The organism is Acinetobacter sp. YH12255, assembly GCF_013417355.1.
Taxonomy (GTDB): domain Bacteria; phylum Pseudomonadota; class Gammaproteobacteria; order Pseudomonadales; family Moraxellaceae; genus Acinetobacter; species Acinetobacter pseudolwoffii.
Genome location: NZ_VPEC01000011.1, coordinates 1 through 25,372 on the forward strand (window position 1 = coordinate 1; position 25,372 = coordinate 25,372).

19 protein-coding genes, 1 tRNA gene and 1 pseudogene are annotated in these 25,372 nt (G+C 35.9%); 15 read left to right on the forward strand and 6 right to left on the reverse strand.

Features of this window, described 5'->3' with window-relative positions; all coding sequences use genetic code 11:
• Positions 1-159: pseudogene (locus FTV30_RS06530) on the forward strand (IS4 family transposase); the annotation flags it as partial.
• 69 nt (positions 160-228) lie between these two features.
• On the opposite strand, the gene ychF reads toward FTV30_RS06530, so the two are convergent.
• Complete coding sequence (gene ychF / locus FTV30_RS06535) at positions 229-1,320, reverse strand: redox-regulated ATPase YchF (RefSeq protein WP_180001270.1); 1,092 nt, start codon at positions 1,318-1,320, stop codon at positions 229-231.
• A gap of 293 nt (positions 1,321-1,613) precedes the next feature.
• On the opposite strand from ychF, the gene FTV30_RS06540 reads away from it, so the two are divergent.
• Positions 1,614-2,378 carry a glutathione S-transferase family protein gene (locus FTV30_RS06540; RefSeq protein WP_074383279.1) on the forward strand — a complete coding sequence of 255 codons (765 nt, stop codon included), beginning with the start codon at positions 1,614-1,616 and terminating at the stop codon, positions 2,376-2,378.
• Between the two features lie 61 nt (positions 2,379-2,439).
• On the opposite strand, the gene FTV30_RS06545 is transcribed toward FTV30_RS06540, so the two are convergent.
• Positions 2,440-3,588: a hypothetical protein gene (locus tag FTV30_RS06545; RefSeq protein WP_180001271.1), complete on the reverse strand. Its 1,149-nt coding sequence runs from the start codon at positions 3,586-3,588 to the stop codon at positions 2,440-2,442.
• A gap of 380 nt (positions 3,589-3,968) precedes the next feature.
• Here FTV30_RS06545 and FTV30_RS06550 point away from each other — a divergent pair, with 380 nt between their 5' ends.
• The gene (locus FTV30_RS06550) at positions 3,969-4,439 is read left to right on the forward strand and encodes an Lrp/AsnC family transcriptional regulator (RefSeq protein ID WP_100329904.1); all 471 of its coding nucleotides are present in this window, start codon (positions 3,969-3,971) and stop codon (positions 4,437-4,439) included.
• A 68-nt stretch (positions 4,440-4,507) separates the two neighbouring features.
• Here FTV30_RS06550 and FTV30_RS06555 read toward each other — a convergent pair whose 3' ends face one another.
• Positions 4,508-5,257, reverse strand: a complete 750-nt coding sequence (locus FTV30_RS06555; protein WP_005097391.1) for a YebC/PmpR family DNA-binding transcriptional regulator — start codon at positions 5,255-5,257, stop codon at positions 4,508-4,510.
• A 245-nt stretch (positions 5,258-5,502) separates the two neighbouring features.
• A complete protein-coding gene (locus tag FTV30_RS06560) occupies positions 5,503-6,057 on the reverse strand; it encodes a 1-acyl-sn-glycerol-3-phosphate acyltransferase (RefSeq protein ID WP_005097390.1) in 555 nt (184 codons plus the stop codon).
• A gap of 798 nt (positions 6,058-6,855) precedes the next feature.
• Here FTV30_RS06560 and FTV30_RS06565 point away from each other — a divergent pair.
• Positions 6,856-6,932: transfer RNA gene (locus FTV30_RS06565), tRNA-Ile, on the forward strand.
• 209 nt (positions 6,933-7,141) lie between these two features.
• On the opposite strand, the gene FTV30_RS06570 is transcribed toward FTV30_RS06565, so the two are convergent.
• Positions 7,142-7,978: a hypothetical protein gene (locus FTV30_RS06570; protein ID WP_180001272.1), complete on the reverse strand. Its 837-nt coding sequence runs from the start codon at positions 7,976-7,978 to the stop codon at positions 7,142-7,144.
• Positions 7,979-8,110: 132 nt separating this feature from the next.
• Between FTV30_RS06570 and FTV30_RS06575 the strand changes: the two genes are divergently transcribed.
• Together FTV30_RS06575 and FTV30_RS06580 are read left to right on the forward strand one after the other, a co-directional pair.
• Positions 8,111-8,290: a helix-turn-helix domain-containing protein gene (locus FTV30_RS06575; RefSeq protein ID WP_180001298.1), complete on the forward strand. Its 180-nt coding sequence runs from the start codon at positions 8,111-8,113 to the stop codon at positions 8,288-8,290.
• 123 nt (positions 8,291-8,413) lie between these two features.
• On the forward strand, positions 8,414-10,474 hold the full coding sequence (locus tag FTV30_RS06580) for a DUF3987 domain-containing protein (RefSeq protein WP_180001273.1): 2,061 nt from the start codon (positions 8,414-8,416) through the stop codon (positions 10,472-10,474).
• Between the two features lie 172 nt (positions 10,475-10,646).
• Here FTV30_RS06580 and FTV30_RS06585 read toward each other — a convergent pair whose 3' ends face one another.
• Positions 10,647-10,952, reverse strand: a complete 306-nt coding sequence (locus FTV30_RS06585; protein WP_180001274.1) for a hypothetical protein — start codon at positions 10,950-10,952, stop codon at positions 10,647-10,649.
• 288 nt (positions 10,953-11,240) lie between these two features.
• On the opposite strand from FTV30_RS06585, the gene FTV30_RS06590 reads away from it, so the two are divergent.
• The 9 genes from FTV30_RS06590 to FTV30_RS06630 all read left to right on the forward strand — a co-directional run bounded on the left by FTV30_RS06590 (position 11,241) and on the right by FTV30_RS06630 (position 25,352).
• On the forward strand, positions 11,241-11,564 hold the full coding sequence (locus FTV30_RS06590) for a helix-turn-helix domain-containing protein (RefSeq protein WP_180001275.1): 324 nt from the start codon (positions 11,241-11,243) through the stop codon (positions 11,562-11,564).
• Positions 11,565-11,601: 37 nt separating this feature from the next.
• Positions 11,602-13,188, forward strand: a complete 1,587-nt coding sequence (locus FTV30_RS06595) for a class I SAM-dependent DNA methyltransferase (protein ID WP_180001276.1) — start codon at positions 11,602-11,604, stop codon at positions 13,186-13,188.
• Between the two features lie 5 nt (positions 13,189-13,193).
• The gene (locus tag FTV30_RS06600; protein WP_180001277.1) at positions 13,194-14,681 is read left to right on the forward strand and encodes a class I SAM-dependent DNA methyltransferase; all 1,488 of its coding nucleotides are present in this window, start codon (positions 13,194-13,196) and stop codon (positions 14,679-14,681) included.
• Complete coding sequence (locus FTV30_RS06605; RefSeq protein WP_180001278.1) at positions 14,678-15,844, forward strand: restriction endonuclease subunit S; 1,167 nt, start codon at positions 14,678-14,680, stop codon at positions 15,842-15,844. The genes FTV30_RS06600 and FTV30_RS06605 overlap by 4 nt, the downstream gene beginning before the upstream one ends.
• Positions 15,845-15,872: 28 nt before the next feature.
• Positions 15,873-18,938, forward strand: coding sequence for a type I restriction endonuclease subunit R (locus FTV30_RS06610; protein WP_180001279.1), 3,066 nt, complete (start codon positions 15,873-15,875; stop codon positions 18,936-18,938).
• Position 18,939: 1 nt separating this feature from the next.
• Positions 18,940-20,541, forward strand: coding sequence for an AAA family ATPase (locus FTV30_RS06615; protein ID WP_180001280.1), 1,602 nt, complete (start codon positions 18,940-18,942; stop codon positions 20,539-20,541).
• A 2-nt stretch (positions 20,542-20,543) separates the two neighbouring features.
• Positions 20,544-21,461: an HNH endonuclease gene (locus tag FTV30_RS06620; protein WP_180001281.1), complete on the forward strand. Its 918-nt coding sequence runs from the start codon at positions 20,544-20,546 to the stop codon at positions 21,459-21,461.
• A 220-nt stretch (positions 21,462-21,681) separates the two neighbouring features.
• Complete coding sequence (locus tag FTV30_RS06625; protein WP_180001282.1) at positions 21,682-23,409, forward strand: DUF262 domain-containing protein; 1,728 nt, start codon at positions 21,682-21,684, stop codon at positions 23,407-23,409.
• 20 nt (positions 23,410-23,429) lie between these two features.
• Positions 23,430-25,352, forward strand: coding sequence for a DUF262 domain-containing protein (locus tag FTV30_RS06630; RefSeq protein WP_180001283.1), 1,923 nt, complete (start codon positions 23,430-23,432; stop codon positions 25,350-25,352).
• Positions 25,353-25,372: the final 20 nt, after the last annotated feature.

A 25,372-nucleotide genomic window follows, 5' to 3' on the forward strand; every position in this document is an offset into this window, starting at 1 on the left:
AAGAAGCATGGACGACTCTCAATGAGTTTATTTCGCTATGGTTTAGACTATGTTCAAATGGCGATTCAGCGTTTAATTGGTTTTGGGAAAAAAGAAGAGTTTAAGGAAATTTTGGCAATTTTAAGAAAGCAGAATCCTGATAGGATAAGGGTTCTGTGAAATTTGTCGTGTACAGAGTTCCTAGGTAATAAAAAAGCCCCAGAAGGGGCTTTTTCACACAGCAAATACTTAGACGTTAAAACGGAAATGTAAAACGTCGCCATCCTGAACGATATAGGTTTTACCTTCTAGACGCCATTTACCGGCTTCTTTTGCACCCGCTTCGCCGTTGTACTGCACGAAATCATCATAAGCAATACATTCTGCGCGGATAAAGCCTTTTTCAAAGTCGGTATGAATTACACCAGCGGCTTGCGGTGCAGTTGCACCAACTTTCACAGTCCAGGCACGAACTTCCTGTACACCTGCGGTGAAGTAAGTTTGTAAGCCAAGTAGTGAATAACCTGCACGAATCACCACGTTTAAACCAGGTTCTTCCATGCCCATCGCTTCCAGGAATTCAGCACGGTCTTCATCTTCAAGCAATGAAATTTCCGCTTCAATCTGGTTGCAAAGAGGTACGACAATTGCATTTTCTTCAGCAGCCAATTTTCTCACTGCATCCAAATGCGGGTTATTTTCAAAACCGTCTTCAGCAACGTTGGCAATATACATGGTTGGTTTAAGCGTCATTAAGCCAAAGCTACGTACCAGTTTACGTTCGTCATCATCCAGATCCGCTGCGCGAGCCGGTTTGCCTTCATCGAGTAAAGGCTGGATTTTTTCTAATACTGCTTTAGTAGCAATTGCTTCTTTGTCACCACCTTTGGCAGATTTAGTCAAACGGGTAATCGCTTTCGCCACCGCGTCGAGATCTGCAAGCGCGAGTTCTGTATTAATCGTGGCGATATCATCCAGTGGATCAATACGACCATTCACATGAATGACGTTTTCATCTTCAAAACAACGTACCACGTGAGCGATTGCATCAGTTTCGCGGATGTTGGCCAGGAACTGGTTACCTAAGCCTTCACCTTTAGAAGCACCAGCGACCAGACCTGCGATGTCCACAAATTCCATAGACGTTGGAATCACGCGCTGCGGTTTAACAATTGCTGTCAATTTGTCTAAACGTGGGTCAGGAACAGGCACGATGCCGGTATTTGGTTCAATGGTACAGAACGGGAAGTTTTCTGCAGCAATAGCAGCTTTGGTTAAAGCATTGAAAAGTGTAGATTTGCCAACGTTCGGCAAGCCGACAATACCGCAATTAAAACCCATGAAATAACTCACAAAAGCGTTATATAAAAATTGCCCCCGATTTTACATGAAAGCACGGCTAAAGTCAGGTCATGCACTTGTGGTTTATTGCAATCAAATGCTTCTTATAACTTAAAAGCTCCGCTGAGCTTTCCCGGATTTGTTGTGAGTCCGCCGAATATAGAGGAATAATCAGCCAGTATTGTACTTTTGGATAAAAATCACATTGTTTTTCTAAAAGTGAGTGACTAAAGTATCTGAATAAAACAGCGGCCTATACGCCCTGATCCAATAACGATAAACATGGAGCATGCATGCGAACTTTATACCAGTTTCCTTTATCTCACTTTTGCGAAAAAGCACGTTGGATGCTGGACCATAAAGAGCTGTACTATGTTGCTCACAACCTGATTCCCGGCGTACATCGGGCTTTTGCCCGACTGAAAACAGGACAGAATCGTCTGCCTATTTTGCGCGATCAGGACAAATGGATTGCAGATTCAACCCAGATTGCGCTTTATCTGGATGATACTTATCCAGAACATCGTTTATTGTATGCTGAAGGACATTTTCGAAATAAAGCCTTAGAAATTAATGAAATTACTCTGGAGCTGGGTCGTCATGTCCGCCGCTGGATGTTATCTCAAGCGCTGACTTACGATCATGAATCTCTCGATATTTTAATTGGTGAGCAGGGCTATTTGCGCCAGTTTGAAAAATTTTCTAAACCTTTATTAAAAGCGATGGTCGCCAAAGGTTATGCATTGAATGAGGAAACTGTGGCGGAATCCAAACAGCATATTGATGTCACTGTACAGCAACTCAATCAGATGCTGGTTAGTCAAGGTGGATATTATTTTGTCGGAAATCGTTTAGGTCTGGCGGATATTGCTGTCTGCTCTATGCTTGCTCCATTATTGGCGATTCCGGGGACGCCGTGGGAAAAAGAAAATTTTGAAACCTTGTCCGAAGAATATCGTGATTATCAGCAACATTTAAATGCGTTGCCTTTGGGTGAATATATTTGTCGTATTTACCGAACCGAGCGTAATGCACGGGTAGACTGGCGTGGTGTATAAGCTTCAAGGCAAATCCTAAAATTAAAAACGCGCATTAAGCGCGTTTTTAATGAGATGATGACTAACCCCAAGGATTAGTCTGGTCGATATCAATATTTTTAGTAAAATTATTGAGAAGTGAACCAAAATCAAAGCTGGATGAACCACCACCACTGCCAATATTCTGAATCGTATCTTGAGTGTCAGGCAGAATAGCAGACAAGTCAATATTGGAATCTGTGGCACCCACATCTTGGACCAGATCACCTAGATCAGGTAATTCAATCGAAGAGCTATTATCAATCAATTGCCCAATGCCTCCGGCACTGCTACCTAGATCAAACCCGTTTGAAGCAGAGGAAATTCCTTCGATCAGAGTACCCAGATCCAGATCACTATCTAGATTGAGATTACCCAATAATCCTCCTAAATCTATGCCATTTGAGCCATTCGCGATCAGGCCGCTGAGTAAATCGGTAAAGCCATCGAGATCAAAATCCCCCGCTGCATTCTCACCGACAAAACCGCTAATTAAATCTGTGATAGCACCGATATCAAAATCATTGCCTGTATTGCCGCCGATTAAACCGCCGATCAGATCTGCAATTGCAGCAATGTCGATGTTGCTTGAACCACCGATGAGACCACTCACCAGTTGGGCAATTTGTGCAATATCAATCTCGCCATTACCGCCGATGAGGTTACTGACCAGATCTGCAATCGCAGCAATGTCAATATTACCTAAACCACCAGAACCGCCGATCAGGCCGCTGACCAGCTGAGCGATTTGTGCAATATCAATCTCGCCATTACCGCCGATGAGACCGCCGACGAGTTTGGAAAGAGCACCAATATCCAGATTGCTGCTATTGTTCGCCATTAGGCCATTCAACAAGTTGGTGATCTGGCCAATATTAAAACTGCCTCCATTGGATTGGGTTAAGCTGCTGATCAGACTCTGAATATCTAACTTCGAAGCATTTGAACCAGACAACTGAATTAATAAATTGCTCATATTTGCGCTGTTCAGACTATGTCCAGAGAGAAGGCTGTTTAATAATGAGCTCACGGAAGGTTGTGAATTAGAGCCGTTTAGACTGCCAATGAGATTGCTAAGCGTACCTGAGGCTGTTCCAGCGAATAAGCCACCTAACAGGCTTTTAGTTTGTGTTTCAGCCGTTAAGACAGGACTCACCTTGGTTTTAATCAAACTTAAAATTTTAGAAGCCATGAGCATTCCTTATTTAATATTTTTGAAAAATGCTATTTTTATTTTTAGTGCGGCTTTGTTTTAATCTATTTCTATACACTTGTAAAAGATAAGTGGCTGAACTGTGCGGGTACTTGAAGATCTGGCTTATATTTTACTGGACTAATTAAACTTAAACTATTAAAAAATAAATAATTAATAGAAATTAACATTGGTCATTTTTTAGAATTATATGATTAACGGTTATCTGGTTCAGGATTGAAAGTTACTTTATAAAATGGCAGAAGATTTGGAAAATATTTTCAGAATATGAAAACTTTGTGAAAAATAAATAAATATTGTATAACAGGGAGAGTGCAATATTTTGCTATTTTTATTGATTATTAAGAAAGAGTATAAAAATGGAACTGGATCGTTTCGATAAACATATTCTAGAAATATTGACCCATGAGGATGTCAATCTGAATGAACTGTCAGAGCGGGTAAATTTATCTGTGAGTTCAGTCCATCGCCGGATCAAACACTTGATCGATCAAAATATTATCAGTGGCTTAAAGCGTGAAATTAATTATCAGAAATTAGGTTTCACGCTGCATGTACTGTTACAGGTGTCGCTAAGTAAACATGATAGTGATACTTTTGCTAAATTTCTGGAAGAACTGGAAAGTATTCCCGAAGTGATTAATGCCTTTTTGGTCACCGGCCAGTCTGCGGATTTTATTGTCGAAGTAGTGGCGCGAGATATGGAAAATTATAGTGAAATTTTACTCAAGCGTATCGGGAAAATTGAGCATGTGGTTGCACTGCATTCGAGCTTTGTCATTAAAGAATATAATGTCTTTAACTGTAGCGGATTACTCAATAAAGTTTGATCCTAGGCGAGAGTAGTAGACAACTATAAAAAACGCACCCAAGGGTGCGTTTTTAGTTTTGATCAAGCTTAAGCGTCTAATTGCGCCATCACTTCATCGGTAAACTCTACGTTGGTATATACGTTTTGAACATCATCTAAATCTTCAAACATATCGATCATTTTCAGAATCATTTTGGCTTGATCAACATCTGTAATTTCAGCTTTGGTTGAAGGGCTCATCACCACTTCAGCATTGTCAGACTTAAGACCTGCTGCAGTGAGCGCATCCTGTACATCACCAAAGCTTTCAGGCGTGGTAATTACCAGAATTTCATCTTCAGCAATTTCAATATCTTCCGCGCCTGCTTCCAAAGCTACTTCCATGATTTGATCTTCTAAAGAAACATCTTCAAAAGTGATCTCGCCACGTTTGGTAAACAGATAAGCCACTGAACCGGCAGTACCTAAGTTACCATTGGTTTTTGAGAAGCAATGGCGAACATCAGGAACAGTACGATTCAGGTTGTCTGTCATGGTCTCTACCAGAACAGCAACACCCCCTACACCATAACCTTCATAGGTCACTTCTTTCAGGTCGTCGTTATCTTCGCCACCCGCACCACGTTGAATGGCACGGTTGATCACATCACGTGTCATATTTACAGATAATGCTTTTTCAACCACCGCACGCAGACGAGGGTTGCTACCTGCATCTGGACCACCGAGTTTTGCCGCAGTGGTTAATTCACGAATATATTTGGTAAAAAGCTTACCACGACTCGCATCTTGTTTTGCTTTACGATGCTTAATATTGGCCCACTTGGAATGACCCGCCATGCGAACTTTGCTCCTTGTAGATTGGCTGTATGCCTATCAGAATGCCGAAATTCTACCATAAGCTTTTTTTTAAAAAAAAGTGTCTGGATTTGAGATTTCAGGATAAAACAAAAAAATTGTATTAAATTGATAGAAAAGGGGAATGCTATAGTGCAGTTTTTGATTTTATTTTTCAAATTTATACAAATGCTTTAGGAGGACATGAACAGCAAAGGATCTGTTCATGTCGAGCACTGTTACTGAGCTTATTCCGGAATGACAATATCCAGATCCACTTTATCTTTATAGAGCTGTTTGATTAAGGCCAGATCTTGAGCCAGATCTGTTGGATAGATTTTGCCTAAAATGCCACCTTGTTTGGTTCTGGAATTGGCATATAGCAACACAATCGGCACATTGGCAGCTTTGGCAATATGCCAGAAGCCGGTACGGATCGGTTTACGTGCTTCACCTTGCTTGGCACGTGTCGCTTCTGGTGCAATCACCAGATTAAACTTTTCATTATTCTGAAAATGCTCCACCATCTGGGTCACGATATCTTTATTGGCCTTGCGGTCAACCGGAATACCGCCGACAGCTTTTAATAGCGGTTTGAAAGGTCCTTTAAATAGTTCTTTTTTGATCAAGGTATGAACTTTAAGATCATAAATCTGGAAGAGGGCAATCGACAGCACCGCATCCATCATTGAAGTATGTTCAAAGCCAATAATGACCTGTTTGTCTTCGAGTACATCTGGTTCGACATGATATTGCCAACCCGCAAGTTTAAATGCAGATTCGCCAATGAATTTATTTAGCATAAGCACAGATTAAGTAAAAGCCATATGTGGAGAATTGCATAATTTCTTCTTGTTCGGCCATTCAGTCAATAGGCTGGCAAATAAAACGTGTAAATAATGTAGAAATCTATAATTTCTTGATCTTTTTAAACTGAAATATTAAGAGCTAAAATGTATAAATAAAAAATTTTGATATTAAAAAAGTATTATTAGATATAAAAAAAGTCTTAAAATGGTGAAAAAATGACTATCCAGAGCAAGATTTAGTTATTAGACTTTTGTCGAAGAAGAGAAGGGGTATTAATCCTTTCTATTTTGTTGTTCTTTCTACTCTGAGATTGAAAACTATGACATACATTACAGCCTTTGTAGTCTCTTTATTGATTTTAGTGCTTATAATTGTATGGTCTTTCATCGAAATTAAGCAGGATTTGCGTAAAGAAAAGGAAATGAAGTCTCAATTCTAGTTTTTCTTTATTGTGCAGCTCATATCCTTTTCCATCATTTTTAATGTTTTATCAAATATTTTTTGATACTTTATAAATATACTGAGACGTCAAATCTATCAAATGTATGTCTTATTCTATGAGGTTGACGTCAATATTTCAGGCTAGGCTGCCTTAAATTGATCTGTATATACCCCATTTTTCTGCATGTCTTTAGACTGAAGTCTTAAAGAACTAGAATTTCTTTCGAATCAAGTCATGATGATTGCTGCCTAAGTGTTCAAGTGGTTATAAAAGTACTTGTCTTTCAAAAAAATCTTAGCTAGTATTCATGACGCTTGAACTTATTGATAAATAAAGTTTTCAGCATGTAGGGCCTATAGCTCAGTTGGTTAGAGCAGCGGACTCATAATCCGTTGGTCGACAGTTCAAGTCTGTCTGGGCCCACCATATAAAACAACCACTTACGTGTACTAATCGTAAGTGGTTTTTTTGTTTTTGGATTTTAGTAAGCACATGGTAAGCAAAATAAATCAACTTAAACCTGTCTTCTAATCTAGCATCTATCAATCAGCATGGGTAATTAATGACAATGTTTTGCAGTTGAGTAAGCTTAGTGTAACTTTAACTTTACTAATTTTGATTGGTAACGTGTGAATTCAAAGTTCCTCACTATTCTTTGTATAGAGGTTTTCAATAGATGTTAACTTTAATTGATATTTATGGAAATCATTTTTGAAATCATCAAAGTGGTTTTTTAGTACAGTATATCGTTGAGGATTGTTGTCATGGGCAATTTTAAGTATATGATATTGATTAATTTGTTTTAGATGAAAGTCTATATCAGCTCCCATTTCGATCAAACGTGAATTGGGTTCTAACTGAAAATGCAATTGTAATAGCTTGATTAAGTAGTATCCCGAGCAACCAATTAAATTTATAATTAATAAGCTGTATTCCATTAAAGCTAGGTAACTATATTCAAGATTCTGAATATGAAGCTTGAATTTACTTTGATAAGTCTTAAATAGCAAAAAACTATACAGATCTAAAACACAGTCAAATTCCTTCGCAAAATTAGCATCAAAGTTGATTACAACATCTTTAATATTTTTTGTTTGTATAGTTTTTTGAGTGAAACTATTTAGATTTTTATAAAAATTATATAAATCTTCTTCAGTAACGTAAGTTTTACTCAATATTTCCCAAATGGGATGGATAAAATAAATTATAGTGTTAGGAAGTTTATTTTCTACAATTTTTAATTTTGTTACTGGAGATACTTGTCCAGTGGAAAATTTTGTCCAAATTTTACTACCATTTTCATTAAAAAATTTATCTAGTTTATTTTTACTTGCTGAGCGTGAGTCTAACTCCGTTTGATGTGGACGAACATTATTTTGAATATTTTCTTTAAGAACACGTTCTGCAACCTGTTCATACCAAATAATAGTTTTCAATTTTGTAACAAATCCAGTTTTTGGACGCCCTGACATAAAATGTTCCACTGATAATCAAAAAGTATAATTTTTTGGGGGGTAAGAAAATATAGTAATTATAAGAACCTACTCAAACAAGTACTAATCAACTAAAAATTACTTAATTCAATTGCTATAGGACGCTTCATGATGAAGCAAGAAAGTTTATTAATTACAACAGCAGAGGCTGCAAAACTGCTAGGCATGCAACCACAAACACTTCGTCGTTGGGCTGTATATGAAAATGGTCCCATTACGCCCAAAAGGCATGGTCGTTTACTTCGTTGGAATCGTAATGAGATTCTAAAGTTTGCTGGTGAAATTAAGTAATTCTTTTATGAACCCAGTATTTTTTCTGGGTTCAACTCAAAATTAAATCAGTTATTTAACTTAAATTTTTCTAGTGCAGTACATCAGCATCTACTTGAATCCATCAAGTAGATAGGAAGAGATTTGCTTGAATTTTTGAATATGGTAAGAATTAAGATGTTGAAAATAAAATTAGATGAAGAACACCCTATATTAAGTACACATCCTTTAACTGGGCAAGTCACTTCTTCATCTACATTTGAAGAGTTTTCTTTAAACTTTATAAGAGACGATCAAATTTCAATCGAGAGTTACATACATCCACACTATCCTGATTTGGATTGCGGTGGCTGCAATGTTTTTAAACTTGTGAATAATTCTAATCTGAATTTTGTGACTGGTTATTTGATTGTTGGGATGGGGTATGAATATGATATATCTTGTGAACCCCATAAAGTCATAGAACGGCGGAAAGTAGCACTTCAAATTGGTGATGGTTTATTAGTCAATCGGTTGCTGAATAAAACGAAATTATCACGAGTGGTTTTGACGAATGAATTGGATGTTTTTTTTAAAATTTGTTTTACAAAATCCTATGTAATCTACTTGCCAGATCTTATATTTGGGTTGCAAGAAGTAGAAAGCCTGCTACCTGAATCTGTTTTAATCATGACAGCTAATTATGACGAAGACCCTCAACCTCACATAAAGTTCAGCCGAGAAAATTTATCTAGGCTATCGTATGCAGATGTACAAGAACGGATTGATTCTATTCATGCTTCATATATTGATTCACTTAAACATGAAGATGGTGAAAGTGAGTCAAAAGTCCAGTCATCAAACTCTTGGCCTGCCTTAGCATCTTTAAGTTCAGTTAATCACAATTCACCGCAAAATTATCCGCTTTGGGCTTTTCCGGCATTAATCGCAAATGCAATTAAAAAAACAGCATATATTCATAAAGTCCCAATCTCAGTTGCAGGACAAACTTACTTAGGAGAAATGGCTTTTTTGTCGCAAAGACATATCAATGCTCCTAGTGATAAAATGGTTAAGGGTCAACCTTGTAGCCTTTTTACCATTACGATCTTTCCAAGTGGTGCAGGCAAAGATAATTGTATTAATGACGCCTGTTATGTTTCTAAAACCATAGAAAAAAGCAGTATGTCATTATATGAGAAAGAGTACGATGAATGGGTTAGATCAAAAGGTGAATTAATTGAGCCAAAAATTCCTTTGGCTAGATTTAAAAAACTTACAATACAAGGATTGATTTCACTAGTAAAAAAAAGCGATCAAAAAAGTTTTACATGGACAACTGGCGAAGGGGCATATCTATTTTCTGGATATACCATGAAAAGTGATACGGTAGGTGAAGCACTTAGTGTGATTAATAATTTGCTTGATGGTGAATCTATTAGTAATGTTTTAAAAGGCAGTAATATTGAATATGTAGATGGTATTCGTTTTTCAATCAATATTGGTGTGCAAGATGTGATTGCATACCCAGCTTTGCAAAATGAGCTATTACGAGAGCAAGGTTTTTTAGCACGCGCATTAATTGTTTTTGCCGAACCTTTGGAGAATGTCCAAATCACAAAACAGGATCGATTGATAAGGCCAGATCAAGATCCAGATTTGAAAGCATATTGGAATTTATGTGAGCAAATCTTATCGGATGTTCCAAAAGCTTTAGACTGTGAAAATGCTCATGCGGTTATTTTGAAAACTGAAGAGGCAGATGATCTGCACATTGAATATGAAAACTTTGTATTGCGTGAAGTCGAGAATAATGGACGATATGCTTTCATACACTCGTATGCACGGCGCACTGTTCAGTATGTTTTAAGAGTCGCTGCAATTTTCGCATTTTTTAAGCAAGAGAGTGTGATTACATCTGAAACGATGAAAGGTGCTATAGCTATCTGTAGGTATTCTTTAGAACAGTGGATTGATTATTATGGTAAAGATAGTAAATCTGACAGTGAAATTTTGCTAGAGTGGCTAAAAGCTCAGTATCGGAAAGGTAATAAAAAGGTTTTAAAATCGAGTATCAATCAAAAGCATGCAAAATTTAAGTCAGCTAAGCTACGAGATGCTGCTTTGCAATATTTAATTGAAACCTATCATATTCGAATCGAAACACTAAATAATAGGGACTATGTAGTTTTACATCCTGAACTTGTAGAAAATTTATCTAATTAATCTAAATCCAGGTAACTTATTGAAATATAGTTAAAGTGATTTAGATAAGTTGTTTTTCTAATTATCTAAATCATCTAATTTAGATGATTTAGATATCTTAAATAAAGTTCATCTATCTTAAAAACATTATAATTCAATGTGATAGTCTGGATTTAGATAATTAGATAACTTTTTAATACCGAAAAATGTTTTGAAAATCATTCAACAACTCATCGTAAATGCTACTTACATTAATTAGCTCAAATTGACTAAAACCATGCTTTTCAAAATACCGATTATCAACGTAATAAGCTAAAGCTTCATATGTGTTCAGGTCTGTAGCAACATTGAGCTGTCTGCAAAATGATGAGTTATAATGCAAATTTAATTCGGTTTTTTCAATAATTTTAGATGCAATAATTTTCGAAATTTTACGGACGTTGAGGTTTCTAACTGAAGGATGGATAGAAACAGGAAGGTGGCTTGGAGAGTTGCTCATAATAGACTCCTAAAGTGAATTTACTTCAATGGTCTGTTATGAAAGAATGCAAATGTAAAACGTCGAAATTTTACATTCTTTCATTTCAGTGTTTTGAGATGAAAAAGCATGAGTACAGGATTGTCGAGATCTTGTACTCATGCACATACAATATTATTCATATAAATTTCCTCCTTAAATTTCTTTTTAAAGATGTCTTTTTGTCGAAATAGACAATAAAATACTGACAATATATATATGAAAACTTGTCGATATAGTCAAGTTATTATTGTCGATTTATGGTGTTTTATGTTGATTGAGATGGATTCTGAGCTGTTTTGTACACGGCTCAAAGAAATAAGAACCCAAAGAAAAATGACACAGCAGGATATTTCTGAAAAAACTGGGATTCCATCGACCTCAATTTCACATATTGAAGCAGGCTCTCGAAAGCCGTCTTTAGAAAACTTTTATAAATTGGTGGTAGTACTGAATGTCTCAAGTGATTACTTGCTTGGGCGTACCGATCAATATTCAGATCTAGGCACTGACCCAATTGCTAAATCCATTCAAGCGTTACCAGAGTCCGAAAGAGAGATGATTCAGAAATTCATCTTGTCTTTACAAAAGTAACCTAGCCATATTCATATAAATTAACTGTAGTAAACCTATGACTCTTCTTGATTTAAAAGACTTAGAAACCCATTTGTGGGAAGCAGCACATATTATTACTGGTCCGATTGATGCGTCAGACTATAAGACCTATATTTTTCCAATTCTGTTCTTCAAGCGTATTTGTGATGTTTACGATGAAGAATTAGAAGATGCGATTAAAGAAATAGGCGATGAAGAGCTTGCTCGTGGCCCCATGTTTCACCGTATTGATATTCCTGAAGGCTGTCATTGGGATGATGTCATCGCTCATACACAAGATGTAGGTCAGCATTTAAAAGAGGCTTTTAATAAAATTGAACAGGCCAATGAAAACTTATATGGCATTTTCGGTGATGCGAGTTGGACGAATAAAGATCGTCTATCTGACGAGCTATTAATTACTTTGTTAGGTCATTTCAATAAATATCATCTTGGTGTGAGTAAGGTACGTAATGATGATATGGGTCGTGCGTACGAATACCTGATTAAACGCTTTGCCGATAAAGCCAATAAAAAAGCAGGGGAATTCTATACGCCACGCTCTATTGTGCGCTTGTTGGTAAATATTCTCGATCCAAAACCGGGTGAGAGTATATACGACCCAGCTTGCGGTACTGGCGGTATGTTATTGGAAACCATCCATCACGTTGCAGAGAATGGTGGTGATCCACGTTCTTTGACATTAAAAGGCCAAGAGAAGAACCTGACAACTGAAGCTATCGCACGTATGAACTTGTTCTTACATGGACAAGAAGACTTCCAAATTGTACGTGGTGATACGCTACTTGAGCCTAAATTCTTGCAAAACGATCAGCTTGAGCAATTTGACTGTGTGATTGCCAATCCTCCATTTAGTTTAAAAGAATGGGGTTATAACAAATGGTCTTCAGACCCATATGCACGCAATGTCTATATGGTAGAAGAGCCTGATGTAAGCAGTGAAGACCCTGAAAAAACCAAATTGGTACGTAAGACGTTCTTAGCACCAAAAACCAACGGCGATTTTGCTTGGATTCAACATATGTTGGCTTCAGTCAAAGAGGATGGTCGCATGGCGGTGGTATTGCCCCACGGCGTATTATTCCGAGGTGGTTCAGAGCTTGAAATTCGTAAACAGCTTTTATTGTCAAATCAACTTGAAGCAGTGATTGGTGTTGCGCAAAACCTATTCTATGGAACAGGGATTGCAGCTTGTATTTTGGTATTACGAAAAGATAGAAAACCAGTTCAGCAAAAAGATGGAACATTAGTAAATAAACCTGTGTTGTTCATCAATGCTGAAGAGATTTTTACCAAAGGCCGTGCGCAAAACACATTGAGCAATGATCAATCTGATGAGATTTATGATCTTTACATCAAAGCAAAAAACGAAGGGCAGGAGATCATTGGTCAGTCACGTTGGGTGCCATTTGCTGAAATTGAAGAGAATGAATTTAACTTAAATATTGCACGTTATGTTCAAAAGCCTTTAGAGCAAGAGACCATGACACTAGAGCAGGCTTTAAGTGACTTCACTACTAAAATGGCAGATTTAGAAAAAGCTGAGCTAGAGTTAGAAACGTTGTTAAAAGCCCAAGGTTTTAAGATTAAGGATGTAGGTTAAGTCAAATGGCGAATGAAAATGCAAAATTAGAAGACCTACTTTGGGGTGCTGCTGAGTTCCTGCGTGGGCAAATTGATGCTTCTGACTATAAACAGTATGTCTTTCCACTTTTGTTCTTTAAGCGTTTGTCTGATGTGTATGATGATGAACTTGCTGATGCACGTGTAGAAATGGGTACAGATGACCTCTTTGATGCTGAGTATTTCCATCGCTTTCAAATTCCTGATGAAGCAAGTTGGAAAACCATCAAGGAGACATCACAAGATATTGGTAAAGCCATTCAAACGGCGCTACGCACGATTGAAGCTAAAAATGAGCGTTTAGCGGGTGTGTTTGGTGATGCACAGTGGACCAATAAAGAACGTCTGCCAGACCATTTACTCAAAGACCTGATTGGGCACTTCAGTAAGATTGATTTGGGTTTACACAAGGTTAAGCAAGACGATCTTGGTCAGGCTTATGAATACTTGATTAAGAAATTTGCAGATGACTCAGGTCATACGGCGGCGGAATTCTATACCAACCGTACTGTAGTGCATTTCATGACACGTATCATGGAATTAAAGCCAGGTGAAACCGCTTACGATCCGACCTGTGGTACAGGTGGGATGTTGCTCAATGCTGTGATGGACCTTCGTGAGAAAGGTGAAGAATGGCGTAGCGTAAAGCTCTATGGTCAAGAGGTGAATTTACTTACCTCTGCGATTGCTCGTATGAATATGTTCTTACATGACATTGAAGAGTTTGATATACGCCGTGGTGATACTTTAGGTGATCCTAAATTTATTGAAAACGATCAGCTCAAACAGTTTGATGTGATTTTAGCGAATCCGCCGTACTCGATTAAGAAATGGGATCGTAAAAAGTTCTCAGCAGATCCTTTTCATCGCAATATGTATGGTGTACCGCCACAAGGTTGTGCTGATTATGGCTTCTATACGCACATCATTAAGAGTTTAAAGCCAGATACAGGTCGTGGTGCGATGTTATGGCCACACGGCGTATTGTTCCGTGATTCAGAGTTTGAAATTCGTAAGCAAGTGATTGAATCAGACATTATTGATGCCGTCATCGGTTTAGGCCCGAACCTGTTCTATAACTCGCCAATGGAGTCTTGTATTGTGGTTCTGGGAACCAATAAGCCGAAAGAGCGCAAAAATAAGATTCTGTTTATTAACGGTGTAGAGCATGTAACACGAGAGCGTGCGCATAGCCGTCTTTCTGAAAAAGATTTAGAAGTGTTGGTAAATGCTTACTTTAAGCCTGAAGAAAGTGAAATTGCACGTTTGGTGGATTTAGATGAAGTCCGTCAAAACAACCATAACCTTTCTATTCCCTTATATGTGTCTTTAAAGAAAGAACAAGAAACGGTATCTATGGATCAGCTTTTGGATGATTGGGTAGATAACCGTAAACAGTTAAAAAATTTAGTTGCAGATTTGATGAAAGATTTAAAAAGCTTAGATGTTCAATCGGTGGAGCAAGATGTATGAGTACTGGTTTGAATATGGAATATCAAGAAGTAAAGTTTGACGATATTTGTCGTGAAGTGAAATTGACGACCAAAGACCCGATTGCTGATGGCTATGATAAATACATTGGATTAGAACATTTAGATTCAGGCTCGTTAAAGATTAAACGCTGGGGCTTAATTGCTGAAGATAACCCATCATTTACCCGTGTGTTTAAAAAAGGTCATATTCTTTTTGGAAAAAGACGCTGCTATTTAAAAAAAGCGGCAATAGCAGAATTTGATGGTATATGTTCAGGAGATATTCTAGTTTTTGAAGCTAAGAAAACATTAAATGAACCGAAATTATTACCTTTTATAATTCATAGTCAAAAATTTTGGCAATGGGCTATTGATAATTCTTCAGGTTCATTATCCCCACGGACAAAATTTTCAGCTTTAAAGGATTTTTCTGTAAAACTACCTACGGGAAGTACTCTGAAAGAACTTAGTCTATTACTAGAGAATTTAGAACGACTAGAAACTAAATCAGAGGTTGCATTGCATTCTACAAAGCAATATTTACAACGAATGGTTGATTATTACACAATAAATGATCGTTTAGATTTTATTGATAGAGATTGCAAAAAATCCTTACGATTAAAAGAAATAGTTACTGTAAATTCAAATCAGTTATCTCAATCTACTGATCCAAATTTTAAATTTAACTATATAGAAATTTCTGATGTAAGTTTTCCGGGTAAAGTTACTATTAAAGAAAAAATCCAATTTTCAGAGGCTTCTAGCCGAGCTCGACGCATACTAAAGAAAAATAATATTGTTATTAGTACTGTAAGGCCAAATCATAGAGCAACATTTTATGTTGATGCTCACTTGGAGAATAGTATTTGTTCTACTGGATTTTGTGTGTTGTCTGCTAAAGAGGAATATTTAGCTAAATATATATTTTACTTTACTTTATCTAAGCAATTTAGTTATTCATTGTCTAATCTAGCTACAGGCACAAGTTTCCCTGCAGTAAATGAGAGTGATGTTCTTTCTCAGAAAATTGTTCTATATCCTGAGTCTAAAACAAAAAAAATTATTAAAATTTTGGATAAACAATATGAAATTATGAGAATGAACGAAAGTAATTTAAAAAAAATACTAGATATTAAGAAATCTATTATTGAAAGATTCTTATAGAGATTAATGACATATTCTTGAGGGTAGAATGATTTTTAACGAAGCAAATGGACCAGAAGAAGCAATTGTCCAAAAACTGCAAAATTTAGACGGGGTGAAGTGGGAGTTTGTATCGGGGGATGCAATTCCTAAATCTCCGCAAGATGTGTTGGTGGGGACTTGGCTTAAGCAGGCGTTGATTAAACTCAACCCTGCGATCCAAGCCAATCCAGACTATGCGGATGAAGTCATCTATAAACTGCGTGCGGTATTCCTAGATGCCAAACATACAGGTTTGGTCAAAGCAAATGAAAACTTCTACGAATGGCTAAAAGCAGAAAAGTCATTACCTTTTGGAGAGAATGGTGAGCATGTCACTATTCACATGATTGACTACAACAATCTTGCAAATAACCATTATGTGGTATCTAAACAAGTCCATTTTATTGCAACCACGGAAGCGTATTTCGATATTGTCTTATACGTAAATGGTATACCGCTAGTCGTAGGTGAAATGAAGACGGCAACCCGTCCTGCAATAAGCTGGGAAGACGGCGCTGCTGATTTCTGTGGTGGAACAAAAAATTATTGGAGTAATGTTGCTCCTTTTTTTGTGCCTAACTTATTGTGTTTTGCTTCAGAAGGAAAAACTTTTGCCTACGGCGCAATCAATGCACGCCTAAAAGATTGGGGACCATGGCATAAAACCGAACAGAGAGATGAAATTTTACCGGGAATGGCATCTGTACTTGGAAGTGCAGCAGGCTTACTCAATCCAAATACACTGTTAAAGCTACTGCAATCATTCACGCTATATTCATCGGTGAAAATCGGTAAGAACTTAGCACCGACAAAAATTAAGATTTTGCCACGTTATCCACAGTTTGAAGCAGCATCACAAATTGTAGACCGTGTAAAAGCAGGCTATCCAAAGAAAGGTTTAATTTGGCACTTTCAAGGTTCAGGTAAATCTTTACTCATGCTGTATGCAGCGCAAATGCTACGTGCTGATGCAAAGCTGAAGAATCCGACTGTATTGGTAGTGGTAGACCGTAAAGACTTAGATGGTCAGATCAATGACACCTTTGGTGGTGCCGATATTAAGAACTTAGTACCTGTACAAAGCTGTAAAAAGCTTGGTCAGCATATTGAACAGGACAGTCGTGGCATTCTCATCACCACCATCTTTAAATTCCAAGATGTAGAGATTGAGCAAGACAATGCCAAAGGCTTAAATGACCGAAGTAATATCATTGTGCTTGTAGATGAAGCACACCGTACTCAAGAAGGCTCACTGGGTGAGAAAATGCGTTGGGCTTTACCAAATGCGTTTTTCTTTGGTTTAACGGGCACACCAATTTCAGGACTAGAAAAGAATACCTTTAAGCTCTTCGGTGCTGAAGAAGATGAAGGTCGCTATATGAATAAATATAGCTATAAACAGTCTATCCGTGACGCTGCAACCAATCCTGTGAAGTTTGAACCTCGTTTGGCTGAACTACGTGTAGACCGTGAAACGATTGATGCTGAGTTTGAAAAACTCGCACAAGAGAATGAGCTGACTGATGAACAAAAAGCACAGCTTTCACGCCGTGCAGGTAAGTTGGCGCTTATGCTGAAAGCACCTAAGCGTATGCAACGAATCAGCGATGACATTGTTGAGCACTTTAATTCGCATGTTAAGCCTAAAAAGCTTAAAGCGATGGTGGTGGTTTATGATCGCGAGGCTTGTGTGCAAATGTATTACTTACTGAAAGAAAAACTCGGTAAGGACAGTGTTGAAGTCATTATGAATGTGGACCGTGCGCCAATTGAAGTGACGGACGGTGATAAGCAAGGAAAGCTCAATAAAGACTGGCGCCGTTGGAAAGAAGAGCTTAAGTTGCCGGTAGAAAAGGATGATTTTGAGCGTTGGCAAAAAATTGATGCTGATAGCCAAACACAGAAAGATATTTTAGAAGGTTATAAAGATTCAGAGAATCCATTACAGATCATTATCGTGACAGCGAAGTTGCTCACAGGCTTTGATGCACCGATTTGCTATTGCATGTATTTGGATAAACCACTACGAGATCACACCCTACTTCAAGCGATGTGTCGAACCAACCGCCTCTATGAAAAAGATGGCATTAAAAAAGAAATGGGCTTAATTGTCGATTATCTTGGTGTGTTTGAAAACTTACGCACGGCGCTCGCTTATGACCCTGAGGATATTGATAAGGTGGTTGAGGCAATCGAGAGCTTTAAAGAGCTATTCCAACCAGCCTTACAGAAGTGTTTAGATTTCTTCCCGGGTGTAGATCGCACCGTTGAGGGTTTTGAAGGCATTATGGCGGCCCAAGAATGTCTACCAAACAATGAAAAACGAGATAACTTCGCTCGTGCGTTTGGTGTGGTGAATAAACTGTGGACAGCGATTTATCCTGATAACTTCTTGAATCCGTATCGACAAGATTTTAAATGGCTTGCGCAGATTTATGAAAGCATTCGTCCTGCAACAGGTACAGGTTCGTTAATCTGGGCAGCACTTGGTCCTCAAGTGATTCAGATGATTCATGAAAATACGGATGTGAACCGTATTCGTGATGATATTAGCTCACTGACCATGGATGAACATGCAATCTTTACCCTTACGGAAAAAGAGCAAGAGCGTAAAGCAAGACAGCTTGAAATCAATTTGCTTGGTCGCTTACGTGGTCATGATGATCCACGCTTTGTAAAACTCGGTGAGCGTTTAGAAAAACTTCGTCAAGACTATGAAGCAGGGGTGATTAAAGCGATTGATTGGTTGAAAGGCTTGCTTGAAACTGCAAAAGAAACTGTTCAAGCTGAGCGTGAAACAGGGGAGGCACCTGTGACACAGCTTGATAACAAAGAAGCATTAACGAAGCTATTTATTGAAACTCGACCTGAAAAAACACCAGATATTATTCGTCAAATTGTTGAACAGATTGATGAGATTGTAAAAGTAACACGTTTTGACGGCTGGCAGACTTCGGTAAGTGGTCCACGAGAAGTACAGAAAGCCTTGATTATTACGTTGAATAAGTTTGGTTTAGGTAAAGATAAAGAGCTTTTTGAAAAGGCTTATGGGTATATCAAGGAGCATTATTAAGATGGATTTTCAGGTTTTAAATCGGACTACTTGGTTGCCTAATGAAGGTAGAAATACTGCATATCTACGGATTGATAACTGGAATGATTATCTATATTACACATTATTCCAAGTAAAAGTATTTGATGGAAATGGAAAAGGATATGAACTTGGAGATGTTAAAATTGCCTATAAAGGACAAGAGGAAGGTGGTGCTAATGCAACATCTGAAAAAATAGAAACACATTTTTCTAAGCTTTCAGAAGACTTTTTTTCTCTAGGGAATAGTACTGAATACTATAAAAAGTTAAGTACCATGCCTAAAGAGACTAGAACAAATTATTTAAATGGATTAAATGATTTAGTTGCTCATCCAGAATTAATACCAATAATTGAAGGTGAGAAAGTTTTTGGCACTTCATTGTTAAGAGATGTATACATTGCTTCAATTCGAGGTAAATTTAGAAGTGTTTTAGATGGAAATAATGAATCAACACCGTTTCAGTTTTATTTTATTCGGGACGAAGCCGAAGAGATTGGCGGGATTAAACTGTATTTTGATGTAGGGGTTGATACTAAACCCCCAACTAATATTCACGCAATTATTGGTCGTAATGGAGTTGGTAAAACGACTTTATTAAATGGAATCATCTCAGCGATAACAAATACTGAAAATTCTCAACACAATAGAATTCAGCCACAAGACTATCGTTATACATCCAATGATAGAGACTATTTTAGCTCATTGATTTCTGTTTCTTTTAGTGCGTTTGATCCTTTTAAACCACCAATAGAACAATCGGATCCTGCAAAAGGAACGTGTTATTTTTATTTAGGATTAAAAAAATCGGGCGATAATGAATCCTTATTAGGTTTTAGAGAATTAAGAAAAGAGTGTATTCAATCTTTAATGAATTGCTTTACACAAGACGATAAGGCAATAAGATGGCAAAAATCAATTCAAAAATTATCATCTGATATTAATTTTGCTGAAATGTCTCTAGAAAACTTGCAAGTAACTTATCAGGAATTAGTTCAAAAATATCGTTTAGGTGATAGGACTAATGAAGAAGAATATGAAAAAAGAAAGCAAGAAATGTGCTTTGAATATGAGAAGCATGTTTTAAGTATTTTAGAAAAAATGAGCTCTGGTCATGCAATTGTTTTTATGACCATAACTAGACTTGTTGAAAAAGTAGATGAGCGCTCATTAGTATTATTAGATGAACCAGAAAGTCATCTACATCCACCGTTACTATCTGCTTTGATACGTGCTTTATCTGATCTTTTAGTCAGTCGAAATGCTATAGCTATTATCGCCACACATTCTCCTGTTGTACTTCAAGAAGTTCCTCAACGCTGTGTTTGGAAGCTGTATAGACGTGGGAAAATTATTGACGCATCTAGGCCAAAAATAGAAACTTTTGGTGAGAGTGTAAGTGATTTGACTACCGAAATTTTTGGGTTGGAAGTGGTAAGTTCAGGATTCCATAATCTATTACAGGAATCAGTTAATGAGGGAAAAACATATAAGGAAATATTAACAGAATTTGATAATCAAATTGGGATCGAAGGAAAATCCCTACTTAAAGTCATGATTGCAGATCGAAACAGAGGTAATTGAAGTTGCAAAAAATAGAACTGCCTTTAATTAATTACAGCGATCTGATAGATACATGTGCAGAAGGAATTGTAAGAAATGAAAGTCTTAAAAATTCTTTAAATGTAAATAAAAGTCAATTAATTGAGGATGCTGCTACATATCAAGAATATGGGAATACTGGAAAGATTTATCAGTTTGAGCCTTATTCTGTGATTTTGGATATGGGGCCATTCCCCCTGCACACCGTTTGCTTTAAAGATCAGTTTACTAAAATTTATGATTCTTATTTCGTGCCAGAAACAAAAGCAACGAGAGAAACATACAATGCTATTTTGAATGCAGCCAAAGATGAGTGTCCTTTTTGTGGTGGTGTAGGAACACCAACTAACTTGGACCATTTTTTGCCTAAAGCAGAGTTTCCTCAATTTAGTATATTGCCATTAAATTTAGTTCCAGCATGTCGCGACTGTAATATGGGATCTAAGAAAGTTTCATATGCTAAAACTGAAGAAACTCAAACCATTCATCCATATTTAGATCATTCATTTTTTTTTAATGAGCAATGGATAACAGCTAAATATATTATAGATGATCCTGATGAGCTAGGTTATCTTGAATATTATGTTTCATGCCCATCTCATTGGACTGATGTAAATAAAGATAGAGCTCTAAATCATTTTAAGGACTTTGGTATAGCAAATAGATATGCGAAACATGCTAATTCATCAATTAAAAGTGAAGTGCGGCGTATTAGGCGTCAAATTGATGCTAACGTAAATATCTTTGAAATATTAAAAGACCATCTTCTCGTGGCAAAAAGAGATAGTCCATTTAAAAACCATTATTTTTCGGGTTTCTATGATGCTTTTTTTGTTTCTTTGGTAGAAAATTATACTCGAAAAGATGGCTTATCAAATTGGCATAAAGACTTAGATATTTAAGAAATTAATGATTTTATAATAGACCTCTTGCGAAAGTATCGTTTTGCCTAATTTTTGAATTGGCTAAAACCTTATTAAATGTAGCTTTAGGCTGTTTAAATTTTGACTAACGCAAGAGGTCTAATATTAAAAAGTAAGATTAATTGTATGTGTGAAATTAGATTTCACTGTTAAATGAAATTTTTAATCCTTTTTTAATTAGTAAAATTTTAGGGGTAATATGAATAGATCACTTTTTATTGAACCAATGAATATTCAACAATTGTTGGATAAGAACTTTTTTATTCCGGCCTATCAGCGAGGATATAGATGGGCTCCTCAGCAAGTTAAAGATTTTCTAAATGACATAAACCAATTTGAACCTAAAATTAATGACAAAGGTGAAAAATCCTGGTACTGCCTTCAACCACTAGTACTAAAGCCAATGGATACTGAATCTGTAGCTATTAATGGATTGGATACGGAAAAAATTTGGTATGAGGTGATTGATGGACAACAGCGATTAACAACTATTTTTCTAGTAGTCCATTACATCAATGAAATGTGGAAAGGAAAATCTAAACATAAAGAGTTCACTTTAAAATATCAAACTCGTCAGTCTAGTTCTAATTTTTTAAATTTTTTAGAAGTTGATGCTACTAATAATGATGTAATTATCAATGATCAAAATATTGATTTCTTCTTTATTAGTAAAGCTTATCAAGCTATTCATAAATGGGCTGAAAATTTAAAAAACTGTGAAGAATTAAATGAAGATGAATTTGGTTCAAAAATAATTCATTACACAAAAGTAATTTGGTATGAGACAGAAAGTGATTCTGTAGAAGTCTTTACTCGTTTAAATGTAGGAAAAATTCCATTAACTAATGCAGAGTTGATTAAGGCATTATTTTTAAATAAAACTAACTTTATTGAACTTGACGATAAAGATAAGGCTAAAATAAGATTGCAACAGATTGAAATTTCAACGGAATGGGATCGCATGGAATATGCCTTGCAGAATGATTCGTTCTGGTATTTTTTAACTGATAAAAAAGTTTTGACTACTCGAATAGACTTAATTTTTAACTTAATATCTAAAAAGACGATTCATCATGATGAATTCTTCACTTTTAGATTCTTTTCAGAAAAATTAAAAAAAGATAAAATCAAAGACATTTGGGGTGAAGTTAAGCAATGTTTTCAAACACTTGAGGAATGGTATCAAGATCGAAAACTATATCATAAAATTGGTTACTTGATTGCTATCGGTTATAGTATTAATGAAATTTATGAATTAAAAAATTCAAAAAGCAAAATGGAATTTCTTAAGTTAGTAAATAATAAAATACTCGAGTATTTCCCAGATGATGATTTAAGTGAGTTGCAATATGGATTTGAGAAAATACGTCATATTTTATTATTTCATAATGTACAAACTCTATTAAATAATCAAAATGAAACTACAAGATTTCCATTTGATCGTTACAAAAAAGAAAAATGGGATGTTGAACATATTACTGCACTTGCTGACCAGCCACCAAGATCTGATCAGCATAAGAAAGATTGGATAAAAGAAATTTTGGATAATAGTTCAAATTTAAACTTAGATTCTCAACTTCAAAATAAACTACTTGAGGTTCAAAGTGATTTATCACAGTTTGATGAGTTTTTTATTCAATTTATGGAGTCATTCCAAGATCAATGTTTAGATGTTAACTCTATTGATAATCTGGTTTTGTTAGACTCTTCAACCAATAGAAGTTACAAAAATTCAGTATTTCCTATTAAAAGAAGGAAAATTATTGAAAGAGAGAAAAATGGTACATTTGTGCCTATCTGCACAAAAAATGTATTTATGAAATTTTATAGCACTGATGTAGAGCAAATGAGTTTTTGGGGAGAGAAGGATCGGGAGCAATATTTAACTGATATTGAAGAAACAATAAATTCTCTCAAACAATCATAATTTGCATAAGGAATTATACAGTGTTAAATAAAAAAACCGCAGAAAAAATATCTTTTTGGAATCTTATTCAGTCTAGCAAAATTGAAATTCCAATTATTCAACGTGATTATGCCCAAGGGCGTTTAGAGCAGGAAAAAGTCAGAACTCGTTTTCTAAATGCACTTCATACTTCATTAAATGAAGAAAAATTTATTGAGCTAGATTTTGTTTATGGCAGTCAAATTGATGATGCTTTGCAACTTTTAGATGGACAGCAACGTTTAACAACCTTGTTCTTATTGCACTTTTATTTTGCAAATAAAGATCAAGTTGATATAAATTTGAAAAACAGACTGTTAAATTTTAGTTACGAAACTCGTATTAGCTCACGAGAGTTTTGTGAATCCTTAATTAAGGATACTTTTGATTTTTGTAACTTAGAGAGTAGTGAAAAAATATCTGAATTGATCACTGATAAGCCTTGGTTCTTTTTATCATGGAAGCAAGATCCTACGATTTCTGCTATGTTGAACATGCTAGATGCTATTCATGCTAAGTTTTATAATATTCGCAATGGATGGAGTAAACTCACAGAACAAAATGTGATTCAATTTTATCATCTAGATTTGGATAATTTTGGTTTATCGGATGATCTTTACATTACCATGAATGCTCGTGGAAAGGCTCTTACCTCATTCGAAAACTTTAAGGCATTATTAGAAAAACAAATTAGTGATGAGGGTTGGGAAAATAAAGACACTGAATTTAATCAAAAATTTTCCTTCAAAATAGATAATCAATGGACAGATTTATTATGGAATTATCGTAGTAAAGATAATTCCATTGATGAATATTTTTTACAATTGATTTCTAATCTATACTTAATAAATAAAAAAGATTTACTTAATATACAGAAATTAGCAGCCTATCCATCTGCTTTAATTTCTATTCTTTTTGATAAAAGTACATTTGAATATTTAGTAAATAGTTTAGACAAATACGCTGATATTGATTTTAGTGCAATTAATACTGCATTGAGTAATTTGAAGTTTTTAAACCTTAAAGATTTAAAAAGTGACTCTGTTTTTAATAATTTTTTTGAGCTCATTGCAACTTCGACACATGTTACCTATCCACAACGAGTGATGTTCTATGCACAAACTTCTTATTTAATTTCCGAATTCGAATTCTCAATAGAATCCTTTTCAGATTGGATGCGTGTTATTCGAAATATTGTTAATAATTCAACAATTGATAACGATGATTCTTTTTTAAGTGCTTTAAACTTGGTGACAGAGTTAGCACCAGGACAAGATAAGATTTATCAATATTTGCAGGATAAATCTATTTCTTCAAAATTCGCAACTAAGCAAGTTGAAGAAGAGAAATTAAAGGCTGCATTGATTATTCAGTCTGAAAATAATCGAAAGGCAATTCATGATTTGGAGGACACTTTATTCTGTCGTGGAAGTATTAAAATTTTCTTAGAGTGTTTTAAAGATTTTGATTATGAGAATTTAAATATATTGCGAAAAAATGTCGTAGAAAAATACCTATCTGAAAAGGATATTTCTAACGACTTTAGGCGTGCTTTATTAACTATTGGTGATAATAAATTCTACCAATATTGGTGGTCTTTTTTACATGCAGTATCTGCACCTAAGCGATGTTTAATAGCGAATACTGAAGATTTAAAATTTCTATTTAGTCGTGATTCAAGTTATTTAAAAGAGCTTTTTAATTTATTGATGAAAAAAGATCTGGGAGAAATTATTACTGACTATAAAATCCCTCTAGATATGCCGAATTGGAAGAAGCGTTTAATTACTGAGCCAAATTTGTTGGACTATGCAAAACATCATTATATTGCGATTAAAGATGACGAGTCTTGTTGCTGGCTGATTCCACAAAGTCGAGTTGCTAATAGTGATGTCGGACGTTTGAAATGTAGATTAATTACATAAATAACAGGATAGGCGTCTAT

Coding starts and splice junctions, on each gene's coding strand:
- FTV30_RS06545 (WP_180001271.1), bottom strand. CDS start 3,588: ATGGCTTCTAAAATTTTAAGTTTGATTAAAACCAAGGTGAGTCCTGTC.
- ychF (WP_180001270.1), bottom strand. CDS start 1,320: ATGGGTTTTAATTGCGGTATTGTCGGCTTGCCGAACGTTGGCAAATCT.
- FTV30_RS06555 (WP_005097391.1), bottom strand. CDS start 5,257: ATGGCGGGTCATTCCAAGTGGGCCAATATTAAGCATCGTAAAGCAAAA.
- FTV30_RS06595 (WP_180001276.1), top strand. CDS start 11,602: ATGACTCTTCTTGATTTAAAAGACTTAGAAACCCATTTGTGGGAAGCA.
- FTV30_RS06575 (WP_180001298.1), top strand. CDS start 8,111: ATGAAGCAAGAAAGTTTATTAATTACAACAGCAGAGGCTGCAAAACTG.
- FTV30_RS06585 (WP_180001274.1), bottom strand. CDS start 10,952: ATGAGCAACTCTCCAAGCCACCTTCCTGTTTCTATCCATCCTTCAGTT.
- FTV30_RS06560 (WP_005097390.1), bottom strand. CDS start 6,057: ATGCTAAATAAATTCATTGGCGAATCTGCATTTAAACTTGCGGGTTGG.
- FTV30_RS06625 (WP_180001282.1), top strand. CDS start 21,682: ATGAATAGATCACTTTTTATTGAACCAATGAATATTCAACAATTGTTG.
- FTV30_RS06550 (WP_100329904.1), top strand. CDS start 3,969: ATGGAACTGGATCGTTTCGATAAACATATTCTAGAAATATTGACCCAT.
- FTV30_RS06610 (WP_180001279.1), top strand. CDS start 15,873: ATGATTTTTAACGAAGCAAATGGACCAGAAGAAGCAATTGTCCAAAAA.
- FTV30_RS06540 (WP_074383279.1), top strand. CDS start 1,614: ATGCGAACTTTATACCAGTTTCCTTTATCTCACTTTTGCGAAAAAGCA.
- FTV30_RS06615 (WP_180001280.1), top strand. CDS start 18,940: ATGGATTTTCAGGTTTTAAATCGGACTACTTGGTTGCCTAATGAAGGT.
- FTV30_RS06600 (WP_180001277.1), top strand. CDS start 13,194: ATGGCGAATGAAAATGCAAAATTAGAAGACCTACTTTGGGGTGCTGCT.
- FTV30_RS06570 (WP_180001272.1), bottom strand. CDS start 7,978: ATGTCAGGGCGTCCAAAAACTGGATTTGTTACAAAATTGAAAACTATT.
- FTV30_RS06590 (WP_180001275.1), top strand. CDS start 11,241: ATGTTGATTGAGATGGATTCTGAGCTGTTTTGTACACGGCTCAAAGAA.
- FTV30_RS06605 (WP_180001278.1), top strand. CDS start 14,678: ATGAGTACTGGTTTGAATATGGAATATCAAGAAGTAAAGTTTGACGAT.